Annotated in this window: 24 protein-coding genes and 1 tRNA gene; 11 read left to right on the top strand and 14 right to left on the bottom strand. The window is 57.3% G+C overall.

Going from position 1 to position 23,835, the window contains the following annotated elements:
• Positions 1-25 precede the first annotated feature (25 nt).
• Both LIO64_RS12540 and LIO64_RS12535 read right to left on the bottom strand, forming a co-directional pair.
• The gene (locus tag LIO64_RS12540) at positions 26-2,020 is read right to left on the bottom strand and encodes an ATP-binding cassette domain-containing protein (RefSeq protein WP_290549790.1); all 1,995 of its coding nucleotides are present in this window, start codon (positions 2,018-2,020) and stop codon (positions 26-28) included.
• A 79-nt stretch (positions 2,021-2,099) separates the two neighbouring features.
• The gene (locus LIO64_RS12535) at positions 2,100-2,603 is read right to left on the bottom strand and encodes a peptidylprolyl isomerase (protein ID WP_290549789.1); all 504 of its coding nucleotides are present in this window, start codon (positions 2,601-2,603) and stop codon (positions 2,100-2,102) included.
• A gap of 206 nt (positions 2,604-2,809) precedes the next feature.
• On the opposite strand from LIO64_RS12535, the gene LIO64_RS12530 reads away from it, so the two are divergent.
• From LIO64_RS12530 to LIO64_RS12495, 8 genes are all read left to right on the top strand, one after another.
• Entirely contained in the window at positions 2,810-3,583 is a 774-nt protein-coding gene (locus tag LIO64_RS12530; RefSeq protein ID WP_290549788.1) for an Hsp33 family molecular chaperone HslO, read from the top strand.
• Positions 3,584-3,649: 66 nt separating this feature from the next.
• On the top strand, positions 3,650-4,270 hold the full coding sequence (locus tag LIO64_RS12525; RefSeq protein ID WP_290549787.1) for a hypothetical protein: 621 nt from the start codon (positions 3,650-3,652) through the stop codon (positions 4,268-4,270).
• Positions 4,267-5,322 carry a hypothetical protein gene (locus tag LIO64_RS12520; RefSeq protein WP_290549786.1) on the top strand — a complete coding sequence of 352 codons (1,056 nt, stop codon included), beginning with the start codon at positions 4,267-4,269 and terminating at the stop codon, positions 5,320-5,322. Before LIO64_RS12525 ends, LIO64_RS12520 begins: the two co-directional genes overlap by 4 nt.
• Entirely contained in the window at positions 5,319-6,284 is a 966-nt protein-coding gene (locus LIO64_RS12515; protein ID WP_290549785.1) for a GDSL-type esterase/lipase family protein, read from the top strand. Before LIO64_RS12520 ends, LIO64_RS12515 begins: the two co-directional genes overlap by 4 nt.
• A gap of 67 nt (positions 6,285-6,351) precedes the next feature.
• Positions 6,352-6,759: a hypothetical protein gene (locus LIO64_RS12510; RefSeq protein WP_290549784.1), complete on the top strand. Its 408-nt coding sequence runs from the start codon at positions 6,352-6,354 to the stop codon at positions 6,757-6,759.
• Positions 6,760-6,994: 235 nt separating this feature from the next.
• Entirely contained in the window at positions 6,995-7,600 is a 606-nt protein-coding gene (locus LIO64_RS12505) for a MarC family protein (RefSeq protein ID WP_290549783.1), read from the top strand.
• 15 nt (positions 7,601-7,615) lie between these two features.
• Positions 7,616-8,320: an alpha/beta fold hydrolase gene (locus LIO64_RS12500; protein WP_290549782.1), complete on the top strand. Its 705-nt coding sequence runs from the start codon at positions 7,616-7,618 to the stop codon at positions 8,318-8,320.
• Positions 8,317-8,637, top strand: a complete 321-nt coding sequence (locus LIO64_RS12495; protein WP_102727649.1) for a DUF3820 family protein — start codon at positions 8,317-8,319, stop codon at positions 8,635-8,637. The genes LIO64_RS12500 and LIO64_RS12495 overlap by 4 nt, the downstream gene beginning before the upstream one ends.
• 24 nt (positions 8,638-8,661) lie before the next feature.
• Here LIO64_RS12495 and LIO64_RS12490 read toward each other — a convergent pair whose 3' ends face one another.
• The 11 genes from LIO64_RS12490 to LIO64_RS12440 form a co-directional block, all read right to left on the bottom strand.
• Positions 8,662-9,012 (bottom strand): hypothetical protein, encoded by a 351-nt coding sequence (locus LIO64_RS12490; RefSeq protein WP_290549781.1) that lies wholly within the window; start codon positions 9,010-9,012, stop codon positions 8,662-8,664.
• Positions 9,009-9,239 (bottom strand): hypothetical protein, encoded by a 231-nt coding sequence (locus LIO64_RS12485; RefSeq protein WP_290549780.1) that lies wholly within the window; start codon positions 9,237-9,239, stop codon positions 9,009-9,011. The genes LIO64_RS12490 and LIO64_RS12485 overlap by 4 nt, the downstream gene beginning before the upstream one ends.
• 17 nt (positions 9,240-9,256) lie before the next feature.
• The gene (locus tag LIO64_RS12480) at positions 9,257-9,847 is read right to left on the bottom strand and encodes a DUF2589 domain-containing protein (protein ID WP_290549779.1); all 591 of its coding nucleotides are present in this window, start codon (positions 9,845-9,847) and stop codon (positions 9,257-9,259) included.
• Positions 9,848-9,857: 10 nt separating this feature from the next.
• A complete protein-coding gene (locus LIO64_RS12475) occupies positions 9,858-10,664 on the bottom strand; it encodes a hypothetical protein (RefSeq protein ID WP_290549778.1) in 807 nt (268 codons plus the stop codon).
• Positions 10,665-10,698: 34 nt separating this feature from the next.
• Positions 10,699-11,532 carry a DUF2589 domain-containing protein gene (locus LIO64_RS12470; protein WP_290549777.1) on the bottom strand — a complete coding sequence of 278 codons (834 nt, stop codon included), beginning with the start codon at positions 11,530-11,532 and terminating at the stop codon, positions 10,699-10,701.
• Positions 11,533-11,684: 152 nt separating this feature from the next.
• Positions 11,685-12,170, bottom strand: coding sequence for a LytTR family DNA-binding domain-containing protein (locus LIO64_RS12465; RefSeq protein WP_290549776.1), 486 nt, complete (start codon positions 12,168-12,170; stop codon positions 11,685-11,687).
• 415 nt (positions 12,171-12,585) lie between these two features.
• Positions 12,586-14,034, bottom strand: coding sequence for a hypothetical protein (locus LIO64_RS12460; protein WP_290549775.1), 1,449 nt, complete (start codon positions 14,032-14,034; stop codon positions 12,586-12,588).
• A 585-nt stretch (positions 14,035-14,619) separates the two neighbouring features.
• Positions 14,620-18,552 carry a TIM-barrel domain-containing protein gene (locus tag LIO64_RS12455; protein WP_290549774.1) on the bottom strand — a complete coding sequence of 1,311 codons (3,933 nt, stop codon included), beginning with the start codon at positions 18,550-18,552 and terminating at the stop codon, positions 14,620-14,622.
• A gap of 92 nt (positions 18,553-18,644) precedes the next feature.
• Entirely contained in the window at positions 18,645-18,980 is a 336-nt protein-coding gene (locus tag LIO64_RS12450) for a hypothetical protein (protein ID WP_290549773.1), read from the bottom strand.
• A complete protein-coding gene (locus tag LIO64_RS12445) occupies positions 18,943-19,281 on the bottom strand; it encodes a hypothetical protein (protein ID WP_290549772.1) in 339 nt (112 codons plus the stop codon). The genes LIO64_RS12450 and LIO64_RS12445 overlap by 38 nt, the downstream gene beginning before the upstream one ends.
• A gap of 294 nt (positions 19,282-19,575) precedes the next feature.
• Positions 19,576-19,652: transfer RNA gene (locus LIO64_RS12440), tRNA-Met, on the bottom strand.
• 350 nt (positions 19,653-20,002) lie between these two features.
• Between LIO64_RS12440 and raiA the strand changes: the two genes are divergently transcribed.
• Both raiA and LIO64_RS12430 read left to right on the top strand, forming a co-directional pair.
• On the top strand, positions 20,003-20,596 hold the full coding sequence (gene raiA, locus LIO64_RS12435; RefSeq protein ID WP_290549771.1) for a ribosome-associated translation inhibitor RaiA: 594 nt from the start codon (positions 20,003-20,005) through the stop codon (positions 20,594-20,596).
• A 202-nt stretch (positions 20,597-20,798) separates the two neighbouring features.
• Positions 20,799-20,927 (top strand): hypothetical protein, encoded by a 129-nt coding sequence (locus tag LIO64_RS12430; protein WP_012420041.1) that lies wholly within the window; start codon positions 20,799-20,801, stop codon positions 20,925-20,927.
• Between the two features lie 224 nt (positions 20,928-21,151).
• On the opposite strand, the gene LIO64_RS12425 is transcribed toward LIO64_RS12430, so the two are convergent.
• The gene (locus LIO64_RS12425; RefSeq protein ID WP_290549770.1) at positions 21,152-21,916 is read right to left on the bottom strand and encodes a hypothetical protein; all 765 of its coding nucleotides are present in this window, start codon (positions 21,914-21,916) and stop codon (positions 21,152-21,154) included.
• A 131-nt stretch (positions 21,917-22,047) separates the two neighbouring features.
• On the opposite strand from LIO64_RS12425, the gene LIO64_RS12420 reads away from it, so the two are divergent.
• Positions 22,048-23,658, top strand: a complete 1,611-nt coding sequence (locus LIO64_RS12420) for an ABC-F family ATP-binding cassette domain-containing protein (RefSeq protein ID WP_290549769.1) — start codon at positions 22,048-22,050, stop codon at positions 23,656-23,658.
• The last annotated feature ends 177 nt before the right edge of the window (positions 23,659-23,835 follow it).

The raw sequence follows: 23,835 nt of genomic DNA, 5'->3' as shown, positions 1-23,835 counted from the left end.
CCTGTTTCTTTGTTGAACAATCCGGTCAGCTGCCGGAAAGGCTTTTTGCGGCTTCCGCTTCAATACGGGCTTCCGTCTCCTCAATCTTTTCGGAAAGATCCGCCCACTGCGTAAAACAGGTTTCCAGCTGGCGGTCCGCCTGCTGGAAGCGGGTGGTAAGTTCCATAACGGCATCCGTGTCCGCCGCCACCTCCGGACATTCCAGCCGGGAGGTAATCTCCGTCTTTTCCATCTCCAGCTGCGCTATCTCCGCTTCCAGCCGTTCCAGCTGCTCCTGGAGGGGACGCAGCACGCGGGTCTTTTTCTGGCGGATTTCCGCCTCCATGCGCCTGCGCGCCTTGCGGTCCGCATTGCTTCCCGAATCAACCGCCCCGGAGGCGGAAGAAGTGGAAGAAGAAGCCAGGGCCTGGTCACGCTCCACCTTTTCCAGATAATCGGAAACGTTGCCTATATAAAGGCGGGGCTTGCCCCCCGGCACGAATTCCAGCACCTTCGTCACAATGGGGTCCAGAAAGCTCCGGTTGTGGGAAACGATGCAATAGGAGCCCGGATATTCGGAAAGCGCCTTTTGAAGCACCTGCTGGGACTGGATGTCCAGATGGTTGGTCGGTTCGTCCAGAATCAGGAAATTGGCCGGATGCAGCAGCATGCAGACCAGCGCTACGCGGGAGCGTTCCCCCCCGGAGAGCACGCCTACGCGCTTGTGCACGTCGTCCCCCCGGAACAGGAAACAGCCCAGCAGGTTCCGCACCATCGGCGCGGATTCCCGCGTGGCGGCTGCCTCCACGCATTCCAGAACCGTCTTTTCCGGGTCCAGGTCATCGGCATGCGTCTGGGAGAAAAAGGCAATCTGCGTATGGTGCCCCATCGTCACGCTGCCGGAGCTGGGATCCTCCCCTCCGGAAATGAGGCGGGAAAACGTGGACTTGCCCGCGCCGTTCACCCCCACGATGGCAATGCGGTCCCCCTTGACGATTTCAAAATCCACCTCTTCGAAGACGGAAACGGGGCCATAATGCTTGGAAACCTTTTCCAGCCGGACCACGGAATGGCCCCCGGCGGGAGGGGCGGGAAAATGAAAATCCATCACGGCATCCTCATCTTCCACTTCAATCAAATCCACCTTTTCCAGCTGCTTGATGCGGGATTGCACCAGGGACGCCTTGGAAGCCTTGTAGCGGAACCGGTCGATAAACTCCTTCGTCTTGGCGATCTCCCGGTCCTGGGCCTTTTTCTGGCGCAGCAGAATCTCCTTCCTCAACACGCTTTCCTTCAGGAAATAGGAAAAATTGCCGGCATACTCCTCCGCCCGTCCGTGATAAAAGGCGATGGTGCGGGAAACGAGGGAATCCAGCAGGGCAACGTCGTGGGAAATGAGGATAATGGCCCCCCGGTAGCCGCGCAGGTACTGCTCCATCCACCGCTGGGACTGAATGTCCAGGTGGTTCGTGGGCTCATCCAGCAGCAGCACTTCCGGTTCCCGGAGCAGCAGCTTGGCCAGGGCGATGCGCATCTGCCAGCCGCCGGAAAATTCCCCGCAGTCCCTTTCAAAATCCCGGTCCTTGAACCCCAGTCCGCGCAGGATGGATTCCGTGCGGGGACGCAGGCGCGCGGAATCATGGGCATGCAGCACCAGTTCCAGTTCCCCGATCTCATTGAGCACTTCGGAATAGGCTGCGGAGCGGGGATCCAACCCAGCCATCTCCTGCGTCAGGGCGTCAATGCGCTTCTGGAGGTCCATCAGGTCCGCAAAGGCGGACATGGCTTCATCAATCAACCTGCGCCCGCGCACGTGGATGCCCTCCTGGGGCAGATAGCCCACCTGGGAGTGCCTGGCCTTGATGATGGTCCCGGAATCCGGCTCGTTGAGGCCGGCCATGCACTTCATCAGCGTGGACTTGCCCGCGCCGTTATGGCCCGCCAGGGCAATTCTTTCCCCATCCTCAACCGTGAAGGAGAGATCATTGAACAGAATGCGCGCGCCATACTGCACGCGCAGATTTTGAACAGCCAGAACCATGTACCGGAGAAGTAGAGAGGAAAGCGGCGGAAGGCGGCGTTAAACCGCCTTTTCCGCCGCCTGAAAAAGTCTGGTGGACTTATTTGCCGAGGGCCTTGTTCCACGCGGCGATGCGGTCGGCCTGCTCCGTGAACAGGTCGTTCGTATCATCTTCAATCGTGATACCGGAAATGGTATCCCCCTGCTTGATGGAATCCACCACGTTCTGGCCTTCCGTCACCTTGCCGAAGACGGAGTGCTTGCCGTTCAGCCAGTCGGTGGGCACATGGGTGATGAAGAACTGGGAACCATTGGTGCCGGGGCCTGCATTCGCCATGGAAAGCACGCCGGGACCGTCATGCTTGAGAGACGGATGGAATTCATCTTCAAAACGGTAGCCGGGGCCGCCCATGCCGGTTCCCGTGGGGTCACCGCCCTGGATCATGAAATCCGGAATGACGCGGTGGAACTTGAGTCCGTCATAAAACCCTCTGGAAGCCAGGTTCAGGAAGGAAGCCGCCGTCACGGGCGTCTTGGAAGCGAACACCGTCACCTTGATGTCGCCCTTGGAAGTGTGGATGGTAATATTCTTGTCGGTTGCCATGCGTGCATGTTAAACGCGCGGAAAGGCATGGTAAAGGCTGTATTGCGTGCAGTCGCCGGGCCTGCGCCGTTATTTCTCCGTCAGCTTCTTTTCCGTCTTTTCCATGCCGGGGGAGGAAAACGGCAGGGGGAACCGCCTGTCATGATCACCTCTAATGACAGGAGGAACGGTTGATTTCCTGCGGAAAAGGGCTGAATTTGCGTGATATGAGCGAAGAATTGGTAGAAGAATTCGTTACGGTTGAATCCATCTTTGTCCGCGGGCGCAACTGCTTGGCTCTGAAGGCGAAATTCTCACCCCTGTTCACGGACTACTACCTCCATCTCATGCAGTACGGCCTGCGTAACGAAGAACCTTATGACGGCCTGCTGAAAGAACTGATGGCCTACTTCACCCTCTACATGGTCGCCCGTCCCTGGGCGGAACAGCACGCCTGGACGGTCAACCTGAAAACGCCCGCCGTGGCCAACCTGTTTGTCACGGGGTCCTCCCTTACGGAATCCGTGGTGGGGCGCATCTTCACGCAGGACATCAAGGAGCCGGAGGAAAACACACTGTACTCCACCCTGCTCCGCAAGGGCTTTGAACCGCGGTACTCCGTCGTTCCCATTCCGGGAACTACGCCCTCCAAGTGGGTGGAGGAATTCTACAGGCAGAGCGAACAGAGAAATGCGCGCTGCATCGAACTGCCGGATGAATGCTACACCATGGTGACGGCCCAGCCGGACGCCGATGAAGAATGGCTGTCCTCCCTTACCCAGGAAAAAATGGCCCATCTGGAAGAGAATGAAGACACCCGCGTGCTGGAAACGCGCAGGTTCCGTTTCTACTGCGGATGCACGCTGGACCGCATCCTGCCGACGCTCAAGGCCCTTCAGGAAAGGGAGGAAGACCTGTTCCAGGGAGAAGAGGAACTGGAAGTCACGTGCCCCAGATGCGCCGCCATTTACCGTGTGACGAAAGAAAATCTGGGAGATTGAGACATACATGATTTCTTTTTGACAATTAGCCTTTTCGGCAGCGAATTTCATGCTTAAACTTTCCCCGTGCCGACTTGTCCGAAGTGTTTACATAATTTCCACCGCGGGGCGGAATCACTCTGCCCCCACTGCGGCTTTTCCCTGGAAAACCTGGACAGGAAATACGGCACCAATTCCATCCCCTACCGCCGCGTGTGCGACAACGCCGGAGCGCTCCGGCAGCAGGACCGCGTCAAGCTGAACGCCCTGCTGGAAAAACTGGAACGCCGCATCCCCCCCGTTCTCCTTTCCGTCTATTTCCCCAACATCCTGGAGCCCTTTTCCCTCATTCCGCACAGCTTCTGGATGATGAACCACCTGACGGTGGACGAGGCGGGCTTCCCCAACCACCAGGGCCCGCTGGACCCCCAGTGGCTCCTGATCCTGGTGCTGGACGTGCGCACGGACACGGCCTGCTTCATGTGGGGCTATGAACTGGATCCCTATGTGGAACCGGACCTGATCAACAAGACCATCATGAAGGCCCGCATCCCCCTGAGGGAAAGCATGCTGCTGCAGGCGGCGGGAGCCATCATGAAAGACGCCGTCCACCTCGTGGCCCGGAAGGCGCGCTCCAAGGTCAGGCACCCCATGCGGTACGGATTGACTCCCCCCTCCCCGCACCAGCGGAAAGGAGGCGGCGAATGAAACTCCTGCTGCTTCCATTCATGCTGATGGGGGCCGCATGCATGGCCCCGGCCCAGGAGCTCCCCGCCCTGAAATGGAATGCCCGTGACCAGCAGGCCGTGATGAAGGGAACCTGGTGGGAAGCCCACGCCCCGCTTCTGCCTCCCGTGGATGCAGCGCCTTCCTCCGCTTCCGTACCGGCTCCCCCCGCCAATGAGGACTCCCCCGCCGTGGACCCCATTCCGGAGGACTTCACGGACGTCAATGAATACTTCCTTCCGGACTACATCCGCACTACGACGGGACTGATCGATCCCCAGAAACTTTTAACGGAAGTGGAGAGCAATGACGTCGTCGAACTCATCAAGCTCATCAAATCCCGTTACAACGTCAACCTGTTCGTCAGCATCTTCGCGGCCGGGCAGAAAGTGCCCCCCTCCATCAATGCCCCTACGATCGGCCGCCAGATCTTCAGGAACAAGGAGCGCAACCTGCTGCTCCACTTCCACATGGGGGACATTAAAAGCGCCCAGATTGCGCTGGATCCGGACCTGAGCGCCCAGCTGGGGGATGCGGGCCGCCGGGACCTCCTGTACCAGGTGAAGCAGGACGCCTCCCGCTTCACCAACCCGCAGGACGAACTCATTGAAGCCATGATTTCCCTGGCGCGGAGGACGGAGGCGGACATGGCTTCCGCCCCCAAGCCTTCCCTTCCCGCGCTGGACCCGGACAACCCCGCCAGCATTCCGGAAGCCAACATCACCATCCAGGAGCCGGAGGAAGCGCATGAATCCCACCTCCACGCCATGATAAAAACCTGGATGTCCTTTGCCCTGGCCAATGGGGTCGGCATCATCCTGCACGTCTCCGCGCTGGTGGCCGTGGTCGTGCTCTGGCTGGTCTGGAAAAACAAGAGAGTGGTGCATCTGCTGCCGTCGGAACCGGACAAGCGCCTGGGCGCTCCCCATGGCGCTTCCCAGAGCCGTCCCGTGAACTACTGCATGCAGGACGGCCGCGGCCCGGACTCCATCGGACGCAGGCAGATGCGCCAGCACATGCGCGACGTCTCATGACAGAATCTTCTACATTCCCTGGAATCCGCGCCGTGCTGAACGGCGCCGGAGAACTGGAACTCACTGCGGTGAACGCCCCTCCGGGAGCCGTCATCCGCATGGACGTGAACGCGGCCTCCCCCCGCATGCTCTGCACGCAGGGCCGCTACCTGGCTCCGGTGCAGGCCCCGCCCGGCACGCGCATCCGCTTCCGCCTGTTCCAGGGCAAGCGCGGGCTTACGGAACCGGAAACCTTCATCATGCCGGGCGTTCCCGCGGTCCGGCCCTTTCCTTCTACGCTGATTCCCTGCACCCAGAACCGGGACTTCATGATCTACGACTGGGCGGCCCGGCATGAAGCCGTGTGCCGCCTGGTGCGGGAAACGCATCCGGACCTCCTCTTCATCGGAGACTCCATCACCCACTTCTGGGGAGGGCCTCCCGTGGACGAACCGGGCCGGGACATCCTCCAGAAATCCCCGGAGACATGGCGCATGTGCACGGCGGGAATGACGGCGGCCAACCTGGGCTTCGGCTATGACCGGGTGGAAAACGCCCTGTGGCGGCTCCGCCACGGCGAACTGGACGGTGCGGCGGAAAACGCCGTCTGCGTGGTGCTCATCGGCACGAACAACCTTACGGAAAACACGGATGAGGAAATCCTGGATGGCATCCGCGCCGTCTGCCGGGAAATCATCCGCAGGCTGGAAAAAGCCGTCATCATCCTCCAGGGCTTCTATCCGCGCAACAGCGCCCGTGAAGGCACGGCGGAACGCATTGCCGCCATCAATCTTCTCCTGCGCCGCCTGGCTGCGGAACAGAACTTCATCTACACGGAACCGGGCCGCGTCATGGCGGACGCTTCCGGGCGCGTTCCGGAAGAACTCTCCAATGACGGCCTGCATCCTTCCGCGGCCGGCTATGAACGCATCGCCGCCGTGCTGGCCCCCGTCATCAGGCAGGCCGCAGAACGGAAAAAATGACGCCGCCAAGAAACCGGACTTACTTTCCGGGGTTTTTCCTGATAGAAACTTCAGCAGAAACACCACAATGAACGAACAGGACGATACAAAACTCTGGCAGATTCTGGGCCATGCCTCCCAGCCTGTTCCGGGGGATGATTTTGCCCGCAAGGTCATGATGCGTATTGCCGGGGAAGAAACCTCCCCGGCCGTCCCGGTGGAATCCATTCATCATTTTAAACGGCACTCCTTCCGCATCTGGGGCGCTTCCGCCGCGGCCCTGGTGGCTGCCGTCATCGGCATTGCCGCCCTGATGAACCCCTCCGCTCCGGATACGGCTTCCATGTCCGTCGCCACCCTAGATATCGACGACGTGCTGGTGGAGGAAGCCGGGCTTGCCCTGGGCCAGGAAAACCTGATGGACGCCCTGTGCACCCTGTCTTCCACGGAAACGGGCGTCATCTCCTCGGACAACATCCAGGACCTTCTTCTGTAACTCCGGAAACGGAAACCTTCTGGATGCTCCGGCCAGGGGAAGGAATTCCTCTCCCGTCCTTCCCAAAAAATATGGTATCCTGCGAAAAATCTCCCAACGTCCTCAAATCGCTTCCCGGACACAAAAACCCAACTTTGGTGCCGGGGGAAAAACAGCCATACGGACGGGGAAAATTCCCGCTGCCGACGGTTCCCTTTGACGCATGCGCCCGTATCGTTTACAACGGGCGTATTCCATGCAGGATTTCCTTTCCACCGTCATTCTTCTGTTTATCATCATTGATCCCGTGGGACTGGCTCCGATGATCCAGGGAATGCTGAAAAAATATACCCCGGCCCAGCAAAAAGCCATTCTGGTCAGGGAACTTGTCTTTGCGCTGTGCCTTCTTCTGCTATTCTTCTTTTCCGGCAAATTCCTGCTGACCCTGCTGGGGCTGGAACCGTCCACCCTGAATATTTCCGGCGGCATCCTGCTGTTCCTCGTGGCGCTGGGCATGGTGTTTCCGGCCAAAAACATGCTCTCCACCGGCGGAAGCAGCGAAGCACAGGACGAACCCTTCATCGTCCCCATTGCCATGCCTCTGATGGCCGGTCCCTCCTCCCTGGCCATCATCATGCTGCACGCTTCCCAGATTCCGGACAGCATTTCCCAGATGACCTACGCCGGAGCCATCGTCACGGCGTGGTTCCTTTCCGGGCTGGTGCTCTTCATCGCGCAGAAGTTCCTGCGGATGCTGGGGAGCAAGGGAACAATCGCTCTGGAACGGATGATGGGCATGGTGCTCATCATGATTTCCGTCCAGATGTTTATGAATGGACTCGCCGGGTACGGCGTCAAATAGGAAAGGGCTTCCATCATGCTTTGGCTCCTGCACGGCAACCTGGGATCTCCGGCGGACTGGAAGCCTGTCATGGAAGCCCTGCGCTCCGGAGGAATGGAAGCGCGCGCCCTGAACCTTTGGAAATATCTGGAATGCTGCCCCAAGAGCCTGAAGGACATGGGCCGCGTGCTGTGCTCTGAAATAGCCGCCCAGGACAAGCATCCCCATCTCTGCGGCTATTCCCTGGGGGGCAGGCTGGCCATGCATGCCGTTCTGGCCCATCCCCCCCTCTGGAAAGGCGCCGTCTTCGTCAGCTCCAATCCCGGGCTGGAGGGTGAGGCGGAAAAAGCCGCTCGCCGGGCAAAGGATGCGGAATGGGCCGTCAAATGCCTTTCCTCCCCATGGGAGGATTTTTTAAAGGAATGGGACGCTCAAAGCGTGTTTGACGGCGGAGAAAAAAAAACTGACCGTTCTTCCCTGAAACCGTGGCGTAAATCCATCTCCCGCGCTTTTATCGACTGGTCCGTGGGCGCCCAGGAAAACCTGGCTCCGCTCCTGAAGCAGTCTCCCGTTCCCCACTTATGGATAGCCGGGGAGCGCGACGCCAAATTCACCGCCCTTGCACGCAGGGAGGGAGGGGAACAAGCCGTCATCATCCCTCATGCCGGCCACCGGCTTCCTCTGGAAGCTCCGGAACGGCTGGCGGAATGCCTGCAACAATTCATCCTGCAAAACCCATGAACGATCCTAAGATACCTGACGCAGAGGATTTAAGAAAACTGGTGGAGGAAATCGCGCAAACCCATGTCCCCTTCGGCATGTATGGGCCGGCCAAATACCCGCCCAAGGGATGCCCGCTGATGGACGTTCCCCAGGAATACCTGGCCTGGTTCCAGGCCAAGGGCTTCCCGAAAGGGAAACTGGGCCGCCTGATGGAACAATGCCTGCTGCTGAAAGGGAACGGGCTGGACCCTCTTTTTGACCCCTTCCGCAAGGCCAACGGCGGCCGGACGAAGAAAAACGCCCGCCGCCGCGTGTGGGATTTTGAGAATGAATGACGGCTTTCCGGGGGAAGCGCTTGCTCACTGCGGAACAATCCTTATTTCACGAATTGTTCCTTCCTTGTCCTGCGCCTGCAGGACGTAGAAAACGCCGCTCCCCTTCTCTCCCGGTTTCACGGTGACGGCCAAGCCCTCCCATGAAAGCTTCACGCCGTCTTCCGGCACTCCGGAGGCGCCCAGGTTCAACAGAAGATCCAGCGCAGCCGCCTTGTCCCGGACCCGGATGGTTTTCTGCCCGTCCGGCACAAGACGCAGAACTTCCTGCCATCCTGCGGCAAGCTGGCGGGGATGGATCTCCTGCATGTCCGCCAAGGAAAGGGGAGGAAGGGCCATGCACAGCAGGGCGGATAATAGAACCAGCAATTTCTTCATGACAGGGAGGCCGAGGGGAGTTGCTTGTCAATGCTGGCCTGGAATTTTTCCAGGGCCTGCATGGCGTGGCCGGAAGCGTTCCGGTCAATGGATAGGGCCAGCCCGCAGTGGGGGCACTGGATGGTTCCGGACAGCAGGTCCGGAATGGTTGTCGGGAAGTACACTCCGCATTTGGGGCAGTCAAGCCCCGGAGTGCGCTGGTAGGAATAAGTTGTTTTCTGGTCCATATGTTTATTTCAATTAGTTATTTTTCCTGTGAGGGAGAGTCTTCGTAATGCGGCCTGGAGGTCAGCTGAAGGAATTGGGACAAACCGGAAGGCATGTCCGCCTGATGCATGGTGACATGGATTTTCATGTTTGCCTGCAGGGAGGAAGAGGAAGACGGGCCGCGCCCGGCCTGGGGAGCCAGGGAAGCCCGGAAATTCAGGCCGCCGTCCTGCGCCTTCCCGGCGGAGGAGTCCACCTCCCCTTTGTCCAGGGAAAAGCGTTCATCCGGAGCGGAAGCGACGGCATCAATGATATTGATGTCAAAGTCGAAGTCCGCCTGCTTGATTTGCAGCAGCGGCAGCGTCACCAGGCTGATAAGCGGCACGCTGACCTTTTTTTCCGTTCCGCCGGAAGCGTCACTGTCCGTAAAATTGAAGCTGATGAGCCTCAACGCCCCCGTGGAACCGTCCGCAGGATTGTAGGACTCAAAAGCCAGGGACATGAAATGCTTCATGTAACGTTCCGTGGACATCGCGTCCGCATCAATCGTCGCGACCAGAGGGGCCGAGATCAACTGCTGCAGGCTCATGATGTGCCCGTTCACCTTGTTATTGGTTGAATCACTCATAAATCTATCTTTATTGGTTGCCCAGTCCGGAAATATCGTTCTGTTCCGCCAGGACGGCGGGGGGAGCGGCGGGAGCAATATGCATGTGCAGCGTCTGGATGGCGTTCTCCGGCATCTTCCGGAGCTTTTCCGTCTCCACCTCCACGTCCACCACCACATTGCTCACCTGTTTCGTGAACGTGTATTTTTCCGCAATGACATCAATGAAGGAGGCAAGGCTTTCACGGAGCTTCTCCCGGCATTCCTGCCTGAGGGCGTCGCCCTGCCGGCCCTGGAAAAGGCCGGCCAGATCGCCATTGTCCAGAAACTCCTTCTCTCCCACACCTGCCAGCAAGTCGGCCAGAAGGCCCTTGTCCAGTCCGGATTCCGCCTGGATCAACGCGCCCTCGTGGTCGGAAACGGCCCTGGTTATCTTTTCCTGCAGGAAATCGCAAAAACGCTTCTTCCACTGCTCTTCCCGGGATACCAGGGAATGGAAATCGCTACGCGCCTCGTCGTCAGGCAAATCGGAATGAACGACGGTCATCACGATGGACCGGATGATGTACGCGGGAAACCTCTCCGCCACTTCCTGCTGGAACAGGCTGCACTGTTCCGCATCCAGCACTTGTTTCTCCTCCACCCCGGAAGTCCCGGTCACGGCATATTTCAGATCGAATTCCAGGGTATCCACCTGTGCGCTGGGAAGCTGGAAGCCACGCACACTGCCGTGCTTCCCATACTGGCGCGCGAGCGATGCCGCATGGCAGTTCGCCGCGTGCTGCGCTTCAATGATGTCCCTTAACAAGGACTCAACGATCAAATTCAGGCGTGACATGGCTGCGGGATGGAGGAGAAAGGGTTATGGCTTCTTAGGAGGCGGAGGGCACGGCTACCTTCCTGGAGCACTGGCCTGCGGACACCGTGCAGTTCTGGGCTTCGGATGCAGTCAGGGAGAACTCCTTGGAGGTTTCCGTCACCAGGATCTTGTCCGCCGCTTCAAACACCGTCGCGGAATCCCCGATCTTGAGGCTGATCTCTTCAGGCTTGTAGAGGCCTTCCCCATTCTTGTAGGCCGCCGTCAATTTCACACTGCCGTCTTCATTGACGACGTGCTCCACCTGCAGCTCTCCTTGCGGAGATACCACGGAGATGCTGTTGTTCAGCATTTCCAGGACCTTGGCCATGCCGGCGGGCATGCTGTCCTGCCCGGCGTGAACCGCCACATCCATCGTGTATTCCACGCTGTACTTGGAATCCTTCGTCGCGGAGGAATCCTTCTTGCTGGAATAGCTGGCATTCATGCTGCCGCGCGCCCAGAAACACCTTGCAGAAGCGGAAACGCTGGTGTCTACGGAGCTGGAGGAATTCTCCGTTTCCGTACTGGCGGCGGAGGCGCTGATGTTCGCCTTGAAGTTGATGTCAATGGAGTTGATGGCGATGTACGGGATGGGAACGATGGTCAGGAGGGGAACGGAGATCTGGGCCATGCGGCCCTCCTTGACGAACTGGAAGGAGACGTTCACCGTCTTCTTCTCTTCTCCCTCCGTGTACAGACCCACGTTCTGGATGAATTCCCAGGATGTCCGGGCCGCCTGGGCCTGGGCTTCCACGCAGGCGACCAGGGGACCGCCGATGATGTTGCCGAAAGGCAGCGACTGCAGGGAGGACGTCGCTACGTCTGCTGCTGATTTATCAATTGCCATATAGTTATATTCTGGTTGAGGTTAATATCATGTGCCGCCTTCTGGCGACGTTGTAATGATGGGTCCATTCGAGCGGTGCTTCCATCCCGCCTTTCCGGAATCGCCGTTCCGCCTTTCCGGACGACGGCCGGAGCATGCGCCCGCCCTTGTTCCTATTTGGAGAACGACAGCATGTTCAGACTGCCCAGCACTTTCTTTTTCATGAATTTGCTGACGGGAATGGAGGCATTTCCCACCTGGAGGAAATTTCCTGCAATGGATTCTATATGCAGTTTGTTCACCAGATAGGAACGATGCACGCGGAGGAAATATTCCCCGTCCAGATGTTCCGCCACCCGTGCCAGCGGAGCGGATACCAGGATGGACGGCATCCCGTGCACGTGCAGGGTGCAGTAGCTCCCTCCCGCCTCCACATACAGGATGTGCTTCATCAGGATGCGCTTGAACCCGTCGTTTACCTTTACGAATACCATGGGATTCCTGGACAGGGAAACCACGGAGGCTCCGGTTGGCCGCGGGGAAAGGGCGCCATCCTTCACTTCCATGATCTCCAGGTTGTCCCCCTGCTCCACGGGTTCCGGAACCGGGGCGTAGCAGGTTCTATCTTTTTTAGTGACTTTAATAAATTTAATGGTCATCCAAAAATGATAACAAAAACTTTAAATCATCAATAAAATCATCAATGAATGATTAAAATAACCTTCTAAAACCAAATTCCACGTCTCTGAAGGGACATGGAAACAACGGCATGTCAACACATTCAGACCTCGGAAAAGCCTGTTCCGCCGTTTGAATTCCACCTCTTTCTGCCAAGAAAAAACTTCATCTTCCAGGCCAGTTTCTGACGGAAGAAAATACAAACATGACGGCAAAAGCCGTCCCGATGATTCCCAATGCTGACATGGCTCCGGAATCCCATGCGGCAATCCTACACCGGCTTTTCAAGATCGCCGGGGTTCCTGCCCGACCTCAACCTCCGCTATTCGCCCGTGCGCCCTTGGAAGCCGGAGCACGTTTCAGTCATATGGAATGTACGGACGCGCCGCCTGCGAATTACGGATGACAGGAGCACCCGGGCTCCGTTCCCCCGGACAAAATCCGGTCAAAGATCCATTCCCCGAACGCCCGCTCCCCATTCTCCTGCCTGGCAAGGGCAAACTGGAGGAAGAGTTCCCGGAACAGCCCCCGCACTTCCCCGATGGGAACGGCCCAGCGCAGCAGCAACGCCGTCCTGTCGCCCTGAGCGCTTCCTCCGGCAAACACGTCGTAAACGCCTTCGCTCCGGCCTACCAGGGCCAGTTCCGCAAACAGAGGGCGGGAGCAGCCATTGGGGCAGCCGGAAATCCGGAATACGACAGGTTCCTCCTCCAGCCCGAATTCCTGTAGAATTTCCTCCAGCCAGCCATTGAGTTCCTGATGAATCAGGGAAGACGCGGAGCGGGCGCGGCGGCAGCCCGGCAAGCCACGGCAGGAACAGGATTGAATGGAAAGGGGGGAAAAATGCCTGGAACCACGCAGCAGCACCTTGAGGCGTTCCGCCGCACACCTGTCCGCCGGATGGAACCTGAGATTCCCACGCGGCGTGATACGCACCGGAGAAGTCAGTAAAGGCGCAACGCGCCGCAGAGCCGCGGCTACCGCATATTCCGGCGTATCCTCCAACCTGCCGGAAGGGAGCGCCACCAGCAGTCCGTTGTAAAAATCATTGCGGCTCCACTCTCCGGAAGAGGAAAACTCCGGCTTTTCCCCCTCTCCCGGATACAATCCGGCTTTTTTCAGTTCATTCAGCACCCAGTCCAGGCCACGGGCGGCGAACAATGACTTCAACCTCCTCTTGCGCGGATTGCCCGGGTCCCCGAACCGTTCGTTCAAGGCCGCCAGCACCCCGGCCGCCTTCAGGGCCTCCGGCAGGGAATACCGCCCCAGCCACGATGCGGCCCGGGGAGCCAAAGCCGGACTCCCCCACTGAATGCCGCCACCGCCGCCCGCAAACAGATGCACGCCGCCCTCCGGATGGCCGCCTCTGGGAACCACGAAGCCCAGATCACAAGAAAACAGCCCGAATTCATCATGGGGAGCTTCTTCCAGACAAATTCTGGTGCGTTTGTGCAGGGCGGAAAAACGTTCCTCCGGACGGGGATCTGAGGAAAAGAGCCGTTCACGGTTTTTGCGTATCTCATACGCGGGGAAGGAAACGGGAGAGGAAAACCTGTTCAGCTTCCCGGCGAATTCCAGCCATGCGTCCCGGTTTCCCCCCCAGGAAAGGGAAGAACCCACGTCCACGGCCTGTTCCGCCCAGGGAACCAGGCGGGAAAGCTTTTCCGCCAGAGCCAGCCCCTTCTCCACACATGCCTGCTCCTCCTCCCCGTCCAGTGGAATGGAAACAGTGGAGAAGGAAACAAAACGGCATCCGCCGTCCACGGCGTCCAGAACCGCCTGCCACTGGGCAGGCTCCATCCAGCCTCCGCAAAACGAATATTCCAGGGTATAGGTATCTTTCATGATGAATAAAACCAGACTTGCGCCGTCACTGAAAGCATCACGTAAACGGCGGCAGCCAGCGTTGCAAAAGGGCTGTCCGCCCGCGCGGACAGGACAGAGGAAAAGAGCGGCGCCTTGGCAAGGCCAAGTACGCCATGAGAACACCGGGAGACGCAATCCCCGCCCAAAGTATGGCGGCCGGAACAAGAGAGGACTGCCAACGCCGCACATGAAATCATGCCCGCATCCAGCATGCCGCCCGGAAAAGGGGAGGCCGTCAACAGAGAACAGAACAAGGGGGTAAATCCGGGGCCTGTCATGGCATCATGGGCGCCTGTCTGGCGCTCCCAACATACGTGAAAAGGCCGGGCGCTCCAGAAAAAAACGGTTCATCCGCTTCCCGGGGCAGCCTCATCACGTCACCGCCGCTTCCGGAAATGAAAAGGGGGATGGAATCGTTTCCAGTTCCCGCTCCCGGGATCGTCCCGAATAGGCGGAAGGGCGTTTCCACGGCGGAAAAGCCGCGGGAACGCCCTTCCATCAATGGCGTCCCCCATGTGCCGACGCATTCAGCCGGAACAGGAGGAACCGCATCAGGAAACAACCTTATAATTTCTTGGTATTCAATTTTTTATCCACCAGCATGCCGTCCGTGAGTTTCGGCTGGAACTTCACGTCACGCCTGGCCTTGAATTTCAACACAAAGAGTTCGGAAGAACCTTCAACGGATTCCTTGTCTCCAATATTGACAAAGGTGGGATAAAGAGCCTTTGTACCGTTCGTATGAAGCCTGTCGTTCGTCAGGTTCTCCATCTTCTTCATGTTTTTAACTTCCACGCCCACGAATTCCAAATCCTGGGGATTATAGGGGAGGGCGAAGCTCAGGGCATTCACCTGACGGAGGTTTCTGCCTTTGACGGTCACCTTGACGGCGTCTCCCTTGGCGTACTTCTTCTTATCGGTGCTGAGCAGGAGCTTTCCGTCCACGTGAACCTTCTTCTGCTCTTTTGCGGCGGCTTTCTCCTTGTCCTCATCGCCCTCCTTCTTATCCGCTTCCTCGTCCTTGTTAGCCTCTTCCTGCGGCTCGTCGGCCTCGTCTTCCAGCTGGGTGGCTACCACGGAAATATCGTAGGCGTCAATAAGGCCATTCTTGTTGATGTCCCCATTGCTGATATAACCTTCAAAGTCGGAATCACCCTTCCTCAGGCCCGTGTAGTTGATATAGGAGGTGAGGTCATTACGGTCAATCTTGCCGTCATTGTTAATGTCGCCCGGCAGATAGCTTTCCGTGCCGGGAACCTTGAAGACATAGATTTCCCTGCCGGAGCCGTAGTCGCCCACGCCTTCCGTGACGTTCAGCTTGATGTAGCGCGCCGTGGGAGCGTCCTTGAAGTTGAATATCTTCACTTCGCCATTCTTGTCCCACTGGAACGTTCCGGCTTTCGTCCAGTTTTCCCGGTCCATGCTGTAGTAGACGGTGCCCTTCAGCAACGTTCCGTTGCCGCCATCCTCACGGGGAACGTAATGGAACTTCTCAAGCTTGTTGATCGTCTTCAGATCCATGACCAGGTCAAACGGCACGGCCTTCGCGCCATACTTGGTGTGCCAGGCATCCTTTTCCTTGAAATCAAACAGCTTCACGAGGGAGTTGCCCTGGTTTTCCACGCTCGTCTCGCCTTCAATTCCCGGAATGGCGAACTCAAGCGGATTGGCCTTGGTCTTAGCACTGATGGCCGTCCAGCCGGAATGGCCGTCACGGTTGACGGCGCGCACGTTGAAGGAATAGGGCGTTTCAGCCTCCAAATCCTCAAACAGGAATTCCGTGCCCTTGATCGTGGTGTACAGCATGCCGCCGAACTCGATCTCATAAAAATCGGCATTCGGAACGGCGTCCCACGAGGGCTTCAAGGTGTACGCGGCCGCGTTTTCCTCCGTTACGGCGGCATTCGCCGGAGCGGTGAGTACTCCGGAAGAAAGGCGGTACTTTTCAGCGGGTTCAAAACGGAATCCTTCTACAGTCAGCACGGTGGGAGCCGCCGTAATGTCCGCCGCGGCCAGCTTCACCAGCAACTGCGGATTCTTGGTGACCACCTTCTTTTCAAACTCGCTTCCCTTCGTCGCAAACCGGTTCAGGTTGGGAGCCTGGTCATAGAAGTACACGTTTTCCCGGGACTTGAAATCGTCCAGGGAAGCCGCTTCCGCCAGGTTAACGCCGTTTTCCCCGATCTTTGCAGAGATTCCGGAAGGCTTCTGCGTCACGTTGATGCGGAACTCCGTGGCCTTCTTCTTCTGGAAGCCGTTGAAATCCCCTACGGCGGGATGAACGGTCACGGTCACGTTATTCTTGCCGTCCACCCTGGATTCAACCAGCGTGCGGACGCCTTTGCCGGCCCGGTATTCCTCCGTCACTCCGTCGTCGTCATACGTGGTGAAAGAAGTACTGCCGTGCGGATAAAGCTCGTAAATCCGGAGATTCGGGTTAATTTCCGAAACATTGTTGTTCGGATTCGTCATGGGAATGATCGCGCCGTTCTTGACGAACACGGGCAGTTTCCACAGGGGAGCGTCAAAGTCATTGTAAATCTTGCCGCCTTCGTACAGGTCTCCGGTGAAATAATCAATCCACTGTCCTTCCGGCAGGTAAATGCCGTGGCGAACGTCATTGCCTTCCTTGTCCACACGCGTTTCCTGGTAAATGGGAGCCACCAGGAAATAGGGGCCGTACAGGAACTGGTACTGGGTCGCCTTACCCAGGGTATAGGGATTGGGATATTCCAGGAACATGGCCCGGATCATGGGCAGGCCGGAAACGGATTCCTCTGCGATGCTGTAGGAGTATGGAAGCAGTTCCGACTTCAGCTTCAGGTACCACCGGTTGATGGAAGTGACGGGTTCCTCGAAAACATGGGGATACTTTTCATTGGCTCCCCAGCCGTCCATGTTCAGTTCCATGGGAGTGAAGGTCTTCCACTGGAAATCACGGGCATTCACCAGGGGGTTCTTCCCGCCGAAAATGCCGTCCATATCCGAACAGATGTTGGGCTGACCGGAAAGGCCGGATCCGATGTACGTGGGGATATGGAAACGGATGTATTCCCAGACGCCGCCCGTCTGGTCGCCCGTCCAGATGCCGGCATACCGCTGGGTTCCGGCCCAGCCGTCCAAAGAGATGATGAACGGACGGCTGTTGTTTCCGTAATAAGTCATGATCTGGGCCACATCCGTAATGCCGTTCAGGCCGAAGGAATAGCCGGCCCCCACCCAGGCGACGTCCGTCTTCAGCACGCGAACTCCGGCGTCCCGTACTTCCTTGACGATGTCCCGCTGCAGCAGGGCGCTGATTTCCGGCTTGGGATGCAGGTCGGACTGGGTCCACAGCCCGATCTCCACGCCGTTCTTGTGGGCGTATTCCGCCAGGCTCTTCAAATTCGCAATATTGCCGTCCAGGGTATCCGTCTGCCCGTAGCCGGCCCCGTAGCCGTCATTCGGCAGAAGCCATCCCAGGGGCATGTCATGGGCCTTGTAGCGGTCCACCACGGCACGGCCGGAAAACTGGTAGTTGCCCAGCTCCCCGTTCAGGGATTCCTTAATCCCTCCGTTGTCCTTCTGGCTTTCCTTGTACCGCTTGCCGTCCTCAAACAGGATGCCTTTTTCGTCTTCCTTCCAGTAATCCCTGTTGTAGGCGTTCAAATGGCCCTGGTAAAAGGCGAACTTGGGCAGCAGGACGGGCGTGCCGGTGAGCTGGTAGAAATCCCCCAGCAGGCTGACAGGGCCATCGTTGACCATGAAAAAGACGTCCAGGTAATTTTCATCATGCTGGAGGTTGACCAGGTTCTTTTCCTTGGATCCGAAATCATACTGCCCTTTTTTGAAAGTGTGCCACAGGACGCCGTACCCCTTGGTAGACCAGTAGAAGGGAGTGGGGGAAGCCACGCCTCCGTCCGTCCAGCTGTTCTGGTTTTCAATGGAAATCACTTTCCCCTTGTGGGAAAAACGGCCGTTCTGCACGCCGCCGCCGTAAAAATATTCATCAGGGTTCGCCTTCAGGGACAGGCTGGTTTTACCCTTCTCAAAAAGAATGGGAGCCATCTGCTCCACCACCACGGAATTGTCCTTCAGATTGATGATTTTAAGGAGGGAGGTTTTTTTGTCTATCTCAATCCTGATCTTCCCCGTGGTGATGGCGACCACGCCACCCTGCTCGGCCACATCCAGTCTGGAAACAGGCTTCCGGGGATTGTCCACCAGTATCCTGGCTTCCGGTTCCGCCTTGGGATCACGGATAATGCCGCCCTTGTCATCCCGGAATATCCGGAAAACGTTGTCCCCGTAAAAATCAAACGTCATCCGGTGATTTTCCCCAAGCAGCACTTCCACGGCGGCAGGATTGATTTTCCTGGCGCCTTCCACCGTTTGGACCTGTTGTTCCGGGGCCGGATCCCCTGATGCGGCAAGGGCAAAACCGGAGAAGGAAAAGGACAATCCGAAAGCCAGCAGAACGGACTTCCGGAACATGCCATTGTCAATTGAGTTTCCCATAATTGTAATATGTTGAATAATGTAGGCCGGAAAGTCGTTCCGGAATGGATGAAAGGATTATTTCCCGGCCGGAAAGCATGCCGTTTCATCAGTCATGCAGCTCCCGGCAAAGATAGGCCAGCGGTGTCATACCCTTTATTGTTAGTCGTCACAAGAACAAAGAAGGTCGTGATGTCCCGCAGCCGCCTTAAAACGGTAAAAATATACTGACCGCCGCCGGCGCACCTTTCAAGGATGACTCCTTTTGGAAAACTCCTCTTTTCCAAGCGCCATTGCGGAAAAACATTCCACCAACTGCAACGAGGCAGGCTGTTGATGAAAATGATGCCAAGAAACCCCGGAGGATTCAGAAAGAATCCTCCGGGAATATCACCGGACAAAACAGGAAATTTATTTGCCCGCCCCGGATTGGACGGCAGGACGCGCATGGTCGTACTGCTTCATCAAACAGGAAGACCAAAAAATGGTATCCGGAAAGCGGAAAGCGGGAGTCGTCTTCAGGTAGGTCCCCAGTTTGCGGGCCAGCGGAGCGGCTTTTTCCATGTTCCCGGGATAAAGATCATCCATTTCCCGGTAATCTTTTACAACATCATACAGCTGAGGAGCCCGGTCGGGCACGAGCAGGTACTTCGCATCGCCGTCCATGATGGCAGAGGTATAATCCGTACGCCAATAGGGCGTCCGCGGCACCTTGTTCTCCTTCATGGCGATCAGGGGCAGCATGTCCATGCCGTCCAGATTGTTGGGAATGGGGGCTCCATTTTCACCAGCATCGCAGGCAGGATGTCGACGGCGGAAATGACCTGCTTACAGACGGAACCCGGCTGGAGACGAGAATCCGCAGGATAGCGGACGATCATGGGAACGCGAACGCCGCCTTCAAAAGGCATGCGCTTTTCTCCCTTGAAGGGAGCGTTGCAGGTGGGGAGGCCGGACTCTTAATATACCTTGAACCCGGCACACAAAAACTACCTCCTGCTCAAACAAAAACCCTGCAAGCTTTTGACTTGCAGGGTTTTCAAATGGTTACGGGAACAGGATTTGAACCTGTGACCTTCAGGTTATGAGCCTGACGAGCTACCTGGCTGCTCCATCCCGCGATTTAGAGAGCATCCGTAGAGGAATGCGTGATTGTTATAACCCATCTTCCCGGCTTGTCAAGTATTTTCAGATAAAATTTTTCATGATTGCCGCCGTATGACAAAGGCCCGGCGGCGCGTTCCGGAGACAACGGCAAGAGACGGAAAAAGGCCCCCTTCTTGCGTCGGCTTGGAACACAACGGGTAACAGGCTGCACCAGTCTCCTCCCGCGCCGTCCTGGCCCGGAAAAACGCCCGGTCACGGATGCGGAAAAAAGAAAGGATTCCTCGACAAACATTGTCAAATCTGTATATCTTGAAAGGTGCGGACTGGGTCCGCGCATTAACATCAACTAGAAAGAGGTACGACAATGCAAAAGGTAAACGTAAACACACCCATTACGATCACGGGACGCCACGTGGAAGTCACAGACGCGATTCGTGAATTCGTAACGAAAAAGATTGAGGGGATCCGGCTGGACTTCCCGCGCATTATGGAGGTTAAAGTATTGCTTGATGTGCAACGCGACCGCAAGATTTCCCAGGTGATCCTGTTCTGTTCAGACCATATCACCATTGACGCTTCCACGGAAGGGGCGGACATGTATGCCTGCATCGACGAAACGATCACCAAGATCATGCGCCGCATGCGCAAGCACAAGACGCGCCTGATGAAGAATTTCCGCCCTCATCACCAGGAAACCATCCGCAAGCTGGATGAAACGGTTTATGACGATTCCGTGCTGGATTACCCCGGCGATTCTAAGGAAGATCCGGAACCCCTGATCATTCACAGAGAAAGCTACAATCTCAAGAAGCTTTACAAGGAGGAAGCCATCATGGAACTGGAACTTTCCGATAAGCCCTTCGTGCTCTACAGAAATGCGCGTCGCGACGTGCTCCAGATCGTCTACCGGCGTCCGGACGGGGACTATTCCATTATTGAACTCGGCCCCACGTTGTAATCGTAAAAAACGGACCGTTTTTCATAACGCATAAAAAAGAGCAGGATCCTTGAAATCGGGGGTCCTGCTCTTTTCTGTAATGCCGTGACATGGAACAAGAAAATCTCTTGATTTCTACTTGTCACCATTTACATTGGTCCCAGCAAACCTCCGTGGATGCGGAGGTTCCAGTAGTTAATAAACACTGTATTTAATTCGAATTATGAAGAACATCGCTATCCTCGCCATCGCCGGCGCCGCTTGCCTGGTTGCTTCCTGCTCCCAGCAGCAGCAGCAACAGCAAACCACCGCTCCTGCTCCCGCTCCGGTTGTGCAGGCCAAGGGCAAATAAGTTTGCAGCGGGGCTTGCCCTGCAACATTAGCAAATCATCCAATTAATCCGCACTCGGTGTACGCACTGAGTGCGTTTTTCTTTGCCCTGAACCTGCTTTTTACTCCGCTATTCCCCATTTCACCGGACTTTCCCGTAAAAAAGCGGACGCTTCACCCATGCAGGAAAGGCAGGCACGTTTCATGCCGCCACCGCACGCGCCTATTCCCGGGCGCCAGTCTCTCTTAAGCAGCCTTTTGCGTGCCGGTCCCTTTAGTACCTGAAGCGGCTGCCTGCCGGGGAGCGGAGGCAGTGGAGACGCCGCCTTTCACTTCCTCCTGCTGGCCGGACTGGAACATCCGCTGAATCAGCATCGGGCGTTTCTTGGCCCATCCGGGCCAGACCAGATGATGTTTCATTCCGTAGGAATGCCCTTCCGGAAAAGCTGCGGAGACGAAAGGCTCCCGCCAGTCCTCTTCCCATTTGCCGCCTGTCCGGTCCTTCTGGGTCAGCGCCACCAGGTGCCCGCAGTTTTTCCATGCGTCCAGGACGATGGAGCCCTGCAATCCTCCGCCGGCGGCGTTCACGTACACGCAGCTGTGCTCCCGCCCTGTTCCATGGTCGCGGATGGTCAGCCCCACCCGGAAATACTTCACGGGGCGGCGGCGCATGTCACGGTACAAATCCTGCTGGACCTGCCAGCAGAGCCCCCTGTCGCGCAGGTTGGAATTGACCAGGATGTTGTTCAGCCAGCCAAAGAGAACGGTTCTGTTCTCGCGGGCGATTGCGGCGGACTGGACTACGGCGGTGTCAGCCAGCCATTTGGCTTCCTCCCGGGCGGCGGGAAGAGCGGCCTTGTCCGGCGGCAGCAGCGCCAGAAAGGCATTCGCCAGTCCTGACATCTGCTGCTGCACATACGGTTTCTGTACAAAATCCTCATCCGGAGGAGTGCAGCAGGAACTCCATCCGCACAAAAGAGCGGCAGCAAGCAAAAGCCTGAATGTCTGCATGGTCGGCATGGCGCGCCAAGGCTAGCAAATTATATGTAGAAATCCAGTAAAGCTTTCAAAAATGCCGGATGCCGCCCTGACGGCTCTTGCCTTCCCCTTTCCGGCCCGCTAGAATGCCGCCCTTCTTCACCATGCTGACGATCAAAAACCTCACCAAATCACACGCCGGACGCACCCTGTTCAGGGAAACGGAAATGACCATTAACTGGGGGGAACGGGTTGCCCTGGTAGGCCCCAACGGCGCAGGCAAATCCACCCTGTTCCGCATGATTCTGGGGGAAGATACGCCGGATGAAGGCTCCATCGGCATGGATGAGTACGCCATGGTGGGCTACCTTCCGCAGGAAGCCAGCGAACCGAAGGACGAAACCGTGCTGGAAATCGCCATGGGCATCACGCCTGAAATGGAACGGGCCATCCACGTCATCCGGACGGCAGAAAACGCAAACAGGACGGATACCCCGGAGTATGCGGAGGCCATTGACACCTTTAATGCGGCCAACGGCTACCAGCTGGAACCCAAGGCAAAAAAAATCCTCAAGGGGCTGGCCTTCCGGGAAAGCGACTTCCACCGCCCCGCACGGGAAATGTCCGGCGGCTGGATCATGCGCGCATACCTGGCCAAGCTTCTCGTCCTGGAACCGGACCTCCTGATGCTGGATGAACCCACCAACCACCTGGATCTCCTTTCCCTGCTGTGGCTTCAGCGCTATTTGAAAAACTATCCCGGCGCCATCCTGATGATTTCCCACGACCGGGATTTCATGGACGAACTGGTGGAAAGCGTGTACGACATTGACAACGAGAAATTGGTGGAGTACCGCGGCAATTACTCGGACTTTCTGAAACAGAGGGACATGCGCTTTGAGCAGCTTCAGGCCGCCTACCGCAACCAGCAGAAGGAGATCGCACATATCCAGGAATTCATTGACCGTTTCCGCTCCATCAATTCCAAGGCCGGACAGGTCCAGAGCCGCATCAAGCAGCTGGAAAAGATGAAGCTTATTCCAAAACCCGTGGCACGCAGGAAAGTATTCAAATTCAATTTTCCCCAGCCGCCGCGCAGTACCCAGAAAGTCATTGAGCTGGAAAAGGTCTGCCAGTCCTACGGCGACCACAAGGTTTACGAAAACCTGGACCTGCTGGTAGAACGCGGAGAACGCACCGTGCTGGTGGGCCCCAACGGCGCAGGCAAATCCACCCTGCTGAAAATCCTGGCGGGCATCATTCCCATTGATTCCGGCAAACGCACCCCCGGCACCACCACGCGCATCGGCTACTTCTCCCAGGCCCGCACGGAAAACCTGAATCCGGAGAATACCGTGCTGGAGGAAATCATGAAATGCAATGCTGAAATCCGCGAGGAAGAGGCGCGCTCCATCCTGGGTTCCTTCCTGTTCCGGAGGCTGGATGTGGAAAAACGCGTCAGCGTGCTTTCCGGCGGAGAAAAATCACGCCTCAGCCTGGTCAAGTTCCTGGTGGACCCGCCCAACCTCCTGCTGATGGATGAACCGACCACCCACCTGGACCTTCTGTCCGTGGAAGCCCTGGTGCAAGCCCTGAAACATTATGAGGGAACCCTGGTCTTCATCTCCCACGACGTGCACTTCATCCGCTCCCTGGCGGAAAAAACCCTGCACGTGAACCGGGGAACCATTACCACTTATGCGGGCGGCTATGACTATTATCTGGAAAAGTCCGGCATTCTGGACGACGAAAAGGGTGGCATCACGGCGGAATAAGAATCAGGCAAGCGTGCAGGAAACGCTTCGCCTGCACCAGGCGGTCATGATGACTCTTCCGCACACGAGGAGCTCCCGGCTTCCCCATGTTCAGGAAATTCCCTGAACCGGGAAAAAACTTCCGGGACCCGATCTCCCGGACTGTCCGCCTCCGCGTCTTTTCTCCTTGCCATGGGT

This window comes from Akkermansia sp., assembly GCF_020860705.1.
Lineage (GTDB): Bacteria > Verrucomicrobiota > Verrucomicrobiia > Verrucomicrobiales > Akkermansiaceae > Akkermansia.
Note: the sequence above shows the minus strand (reverse complement) of the source record. Positions and strands in the feature narration are given on the sequence as shown.

Bases quoted from the DNA above. Each gene is read 5' to 3' on its own strand.
- LIO64_RS12540 (WP_290549790.1), bottom strand. From the start codon at position 2,020: ATGGTTCTGGCTGTTCAAAATCTGCGCGTGCAGTATGGCGCGCGCATT.
- LIO64_RS12535 (WP_290549789.1), bottom strand. From the start codon at position 2,603: ATGGCAACCGACAAGAATATTACCATCCACACTTCCAAGGGCGACATC.
- LIO64_RS12530 (WP_290549788.1), top strand. From the start codon at position 2,810: ATGAGCGAAGAATTGGTAGAAGAATTCGTTACGGTTGAATCCATCTTT.
- LIO64_RS12520 (WP_290549786.1), top strand. From the start codon at position 4,267: ATGAAACTCCTGCTGCTTCCATTCATGCTGATGGGGGCCGCATGCATG.
- LIO64_RS12515 (WP_290549785.1), top strand. From the start codon at position 5,319: ATGACAGAATCTTCTACATTCCCTGGAATCCGCGCCGTGCTGAACGGC.
- LIO64_RS12510 (WP_290549784.1), top strand. From the start codon at position 6,352: ATGAACGAACAGGACGATACAAAACTCTGGCAGATTCTGGGCCATGCC.
- LIO64_RS12505 (WP_290549783.1), top strand. From the start codon at position 6,995: ATGCAGGATTTCCTTTCCACCGTCATTCTTCTGTTTATCATCATTGAT.
- LIO64_RS12500 (WP_290549782.1), top strand. From the start codon at position 7,616: ATGCTTTGGCTCCTGCACGGCAACCTGGGATCTCCGGCGGACTGGAAG.
- LIO64_RS12495 (WP_102727649.1), top strand. From the start codon at position 8,317: ATGAACGATCCTAAGATACCTGACGCAGAGGATTTAAGAAAACTGGTG.
- LIO64_RS12490 (WP_290549781.1), bottom strand. From the start codon at position 9,012: ATGAAGAAATTGCTGGTTCTATTATCCGCCCTGCTGTGCATGGCCCTT.
- LIO64_RS12485 (WP_290549780.1), bottom strand. From the start codon at position 9,239: ATGGACCAGAAAACAACTTATTCCTACCAGCGCACTCCGGGGCTTGAC.
- LIO64_RS12480 (WP_290549779.1), bottom strand. From the start codon at position 9,847: ATGAGTGATTCAACCAATAACAAGGTGAACGGGCACATCATGAGCCTG.
- LIO64_RS12475 (WP_290549778.1), bottom strand. From the start codon at position 10,664: ATGTCACGCCTGAATTTGATCGTTGAGTCCTTGTTAAGGGACATCATT.
- LIO64_RS12470 (WP_290549777.1), bottom strand. From the start codon at position 11,532: ATGGCAATTGATAAATCAGCAGCAGACGTAGCGACGTCCTCCCTGCAG.
- LIO64_RS12465 (WP_290549776.1), bottom strand. From the start codon at position 12,170: ATGACCATTAAATTTATTAAAGTCACTAAAAAAGATAGAACCTGCTAC.
- LIO64_RS12460 (WP_290549775.1), bottom strand. From the start codon at position 14,034: ATGAAAGATACCTATACCCTGGAATATTCGTTTTGCGGAGGCTGGATG.
- LIO64_RS12455 (WP_290549774.1), bottom strand. From the start codon at position 18,552: ATGGGAAACTCAATTGACAATGGCATGTTCCGGAAGTCCGTTCTGCTG.
- LIO64_RS12450 (WP_290549773.1), bottom strand. From the start codon at position 18,980: ATGCGCGTCCTGCCGTCCAATCCGGGGCGGGCAAATAAATTTCCTGTT.
- LIO64_RS12445 (WP_290549772.1), bottom strand. From the start codon at position 19,281: ATGGACATGCTGCCCCTGATCGCCATGAAGGAGAACAAGGTGCCGCGG.
- raiA (WP_290549771.1), top strand. From the start codon at position 20,003: ATGCAAAAGGTAAACGTAAACACACCCATTACGATCACGGGACGCCAC.
- LIO64_RS12430 (WP_012420041.1), top strand. From the start codon at position 20,799: ATGAAGAACATCGCTATCCTCGCCATCGCCGGCGCCGCTTGCCTGGTT.
- LIO64_RS12425 (WP_290549770.1), bottom strand. From the start codon at position 21,916: ATGCAGACATTCAGGCTTTTGCTTGCTGCCGCTCTTTTGTGCGGATGG.
- LIO64_RS12420 (WP_290549769.1), top strand. From the start codon at position 22,048: ATGCTGACGATCAAAAACCTCACCAAATCACACGCCGGACGCACCCTG.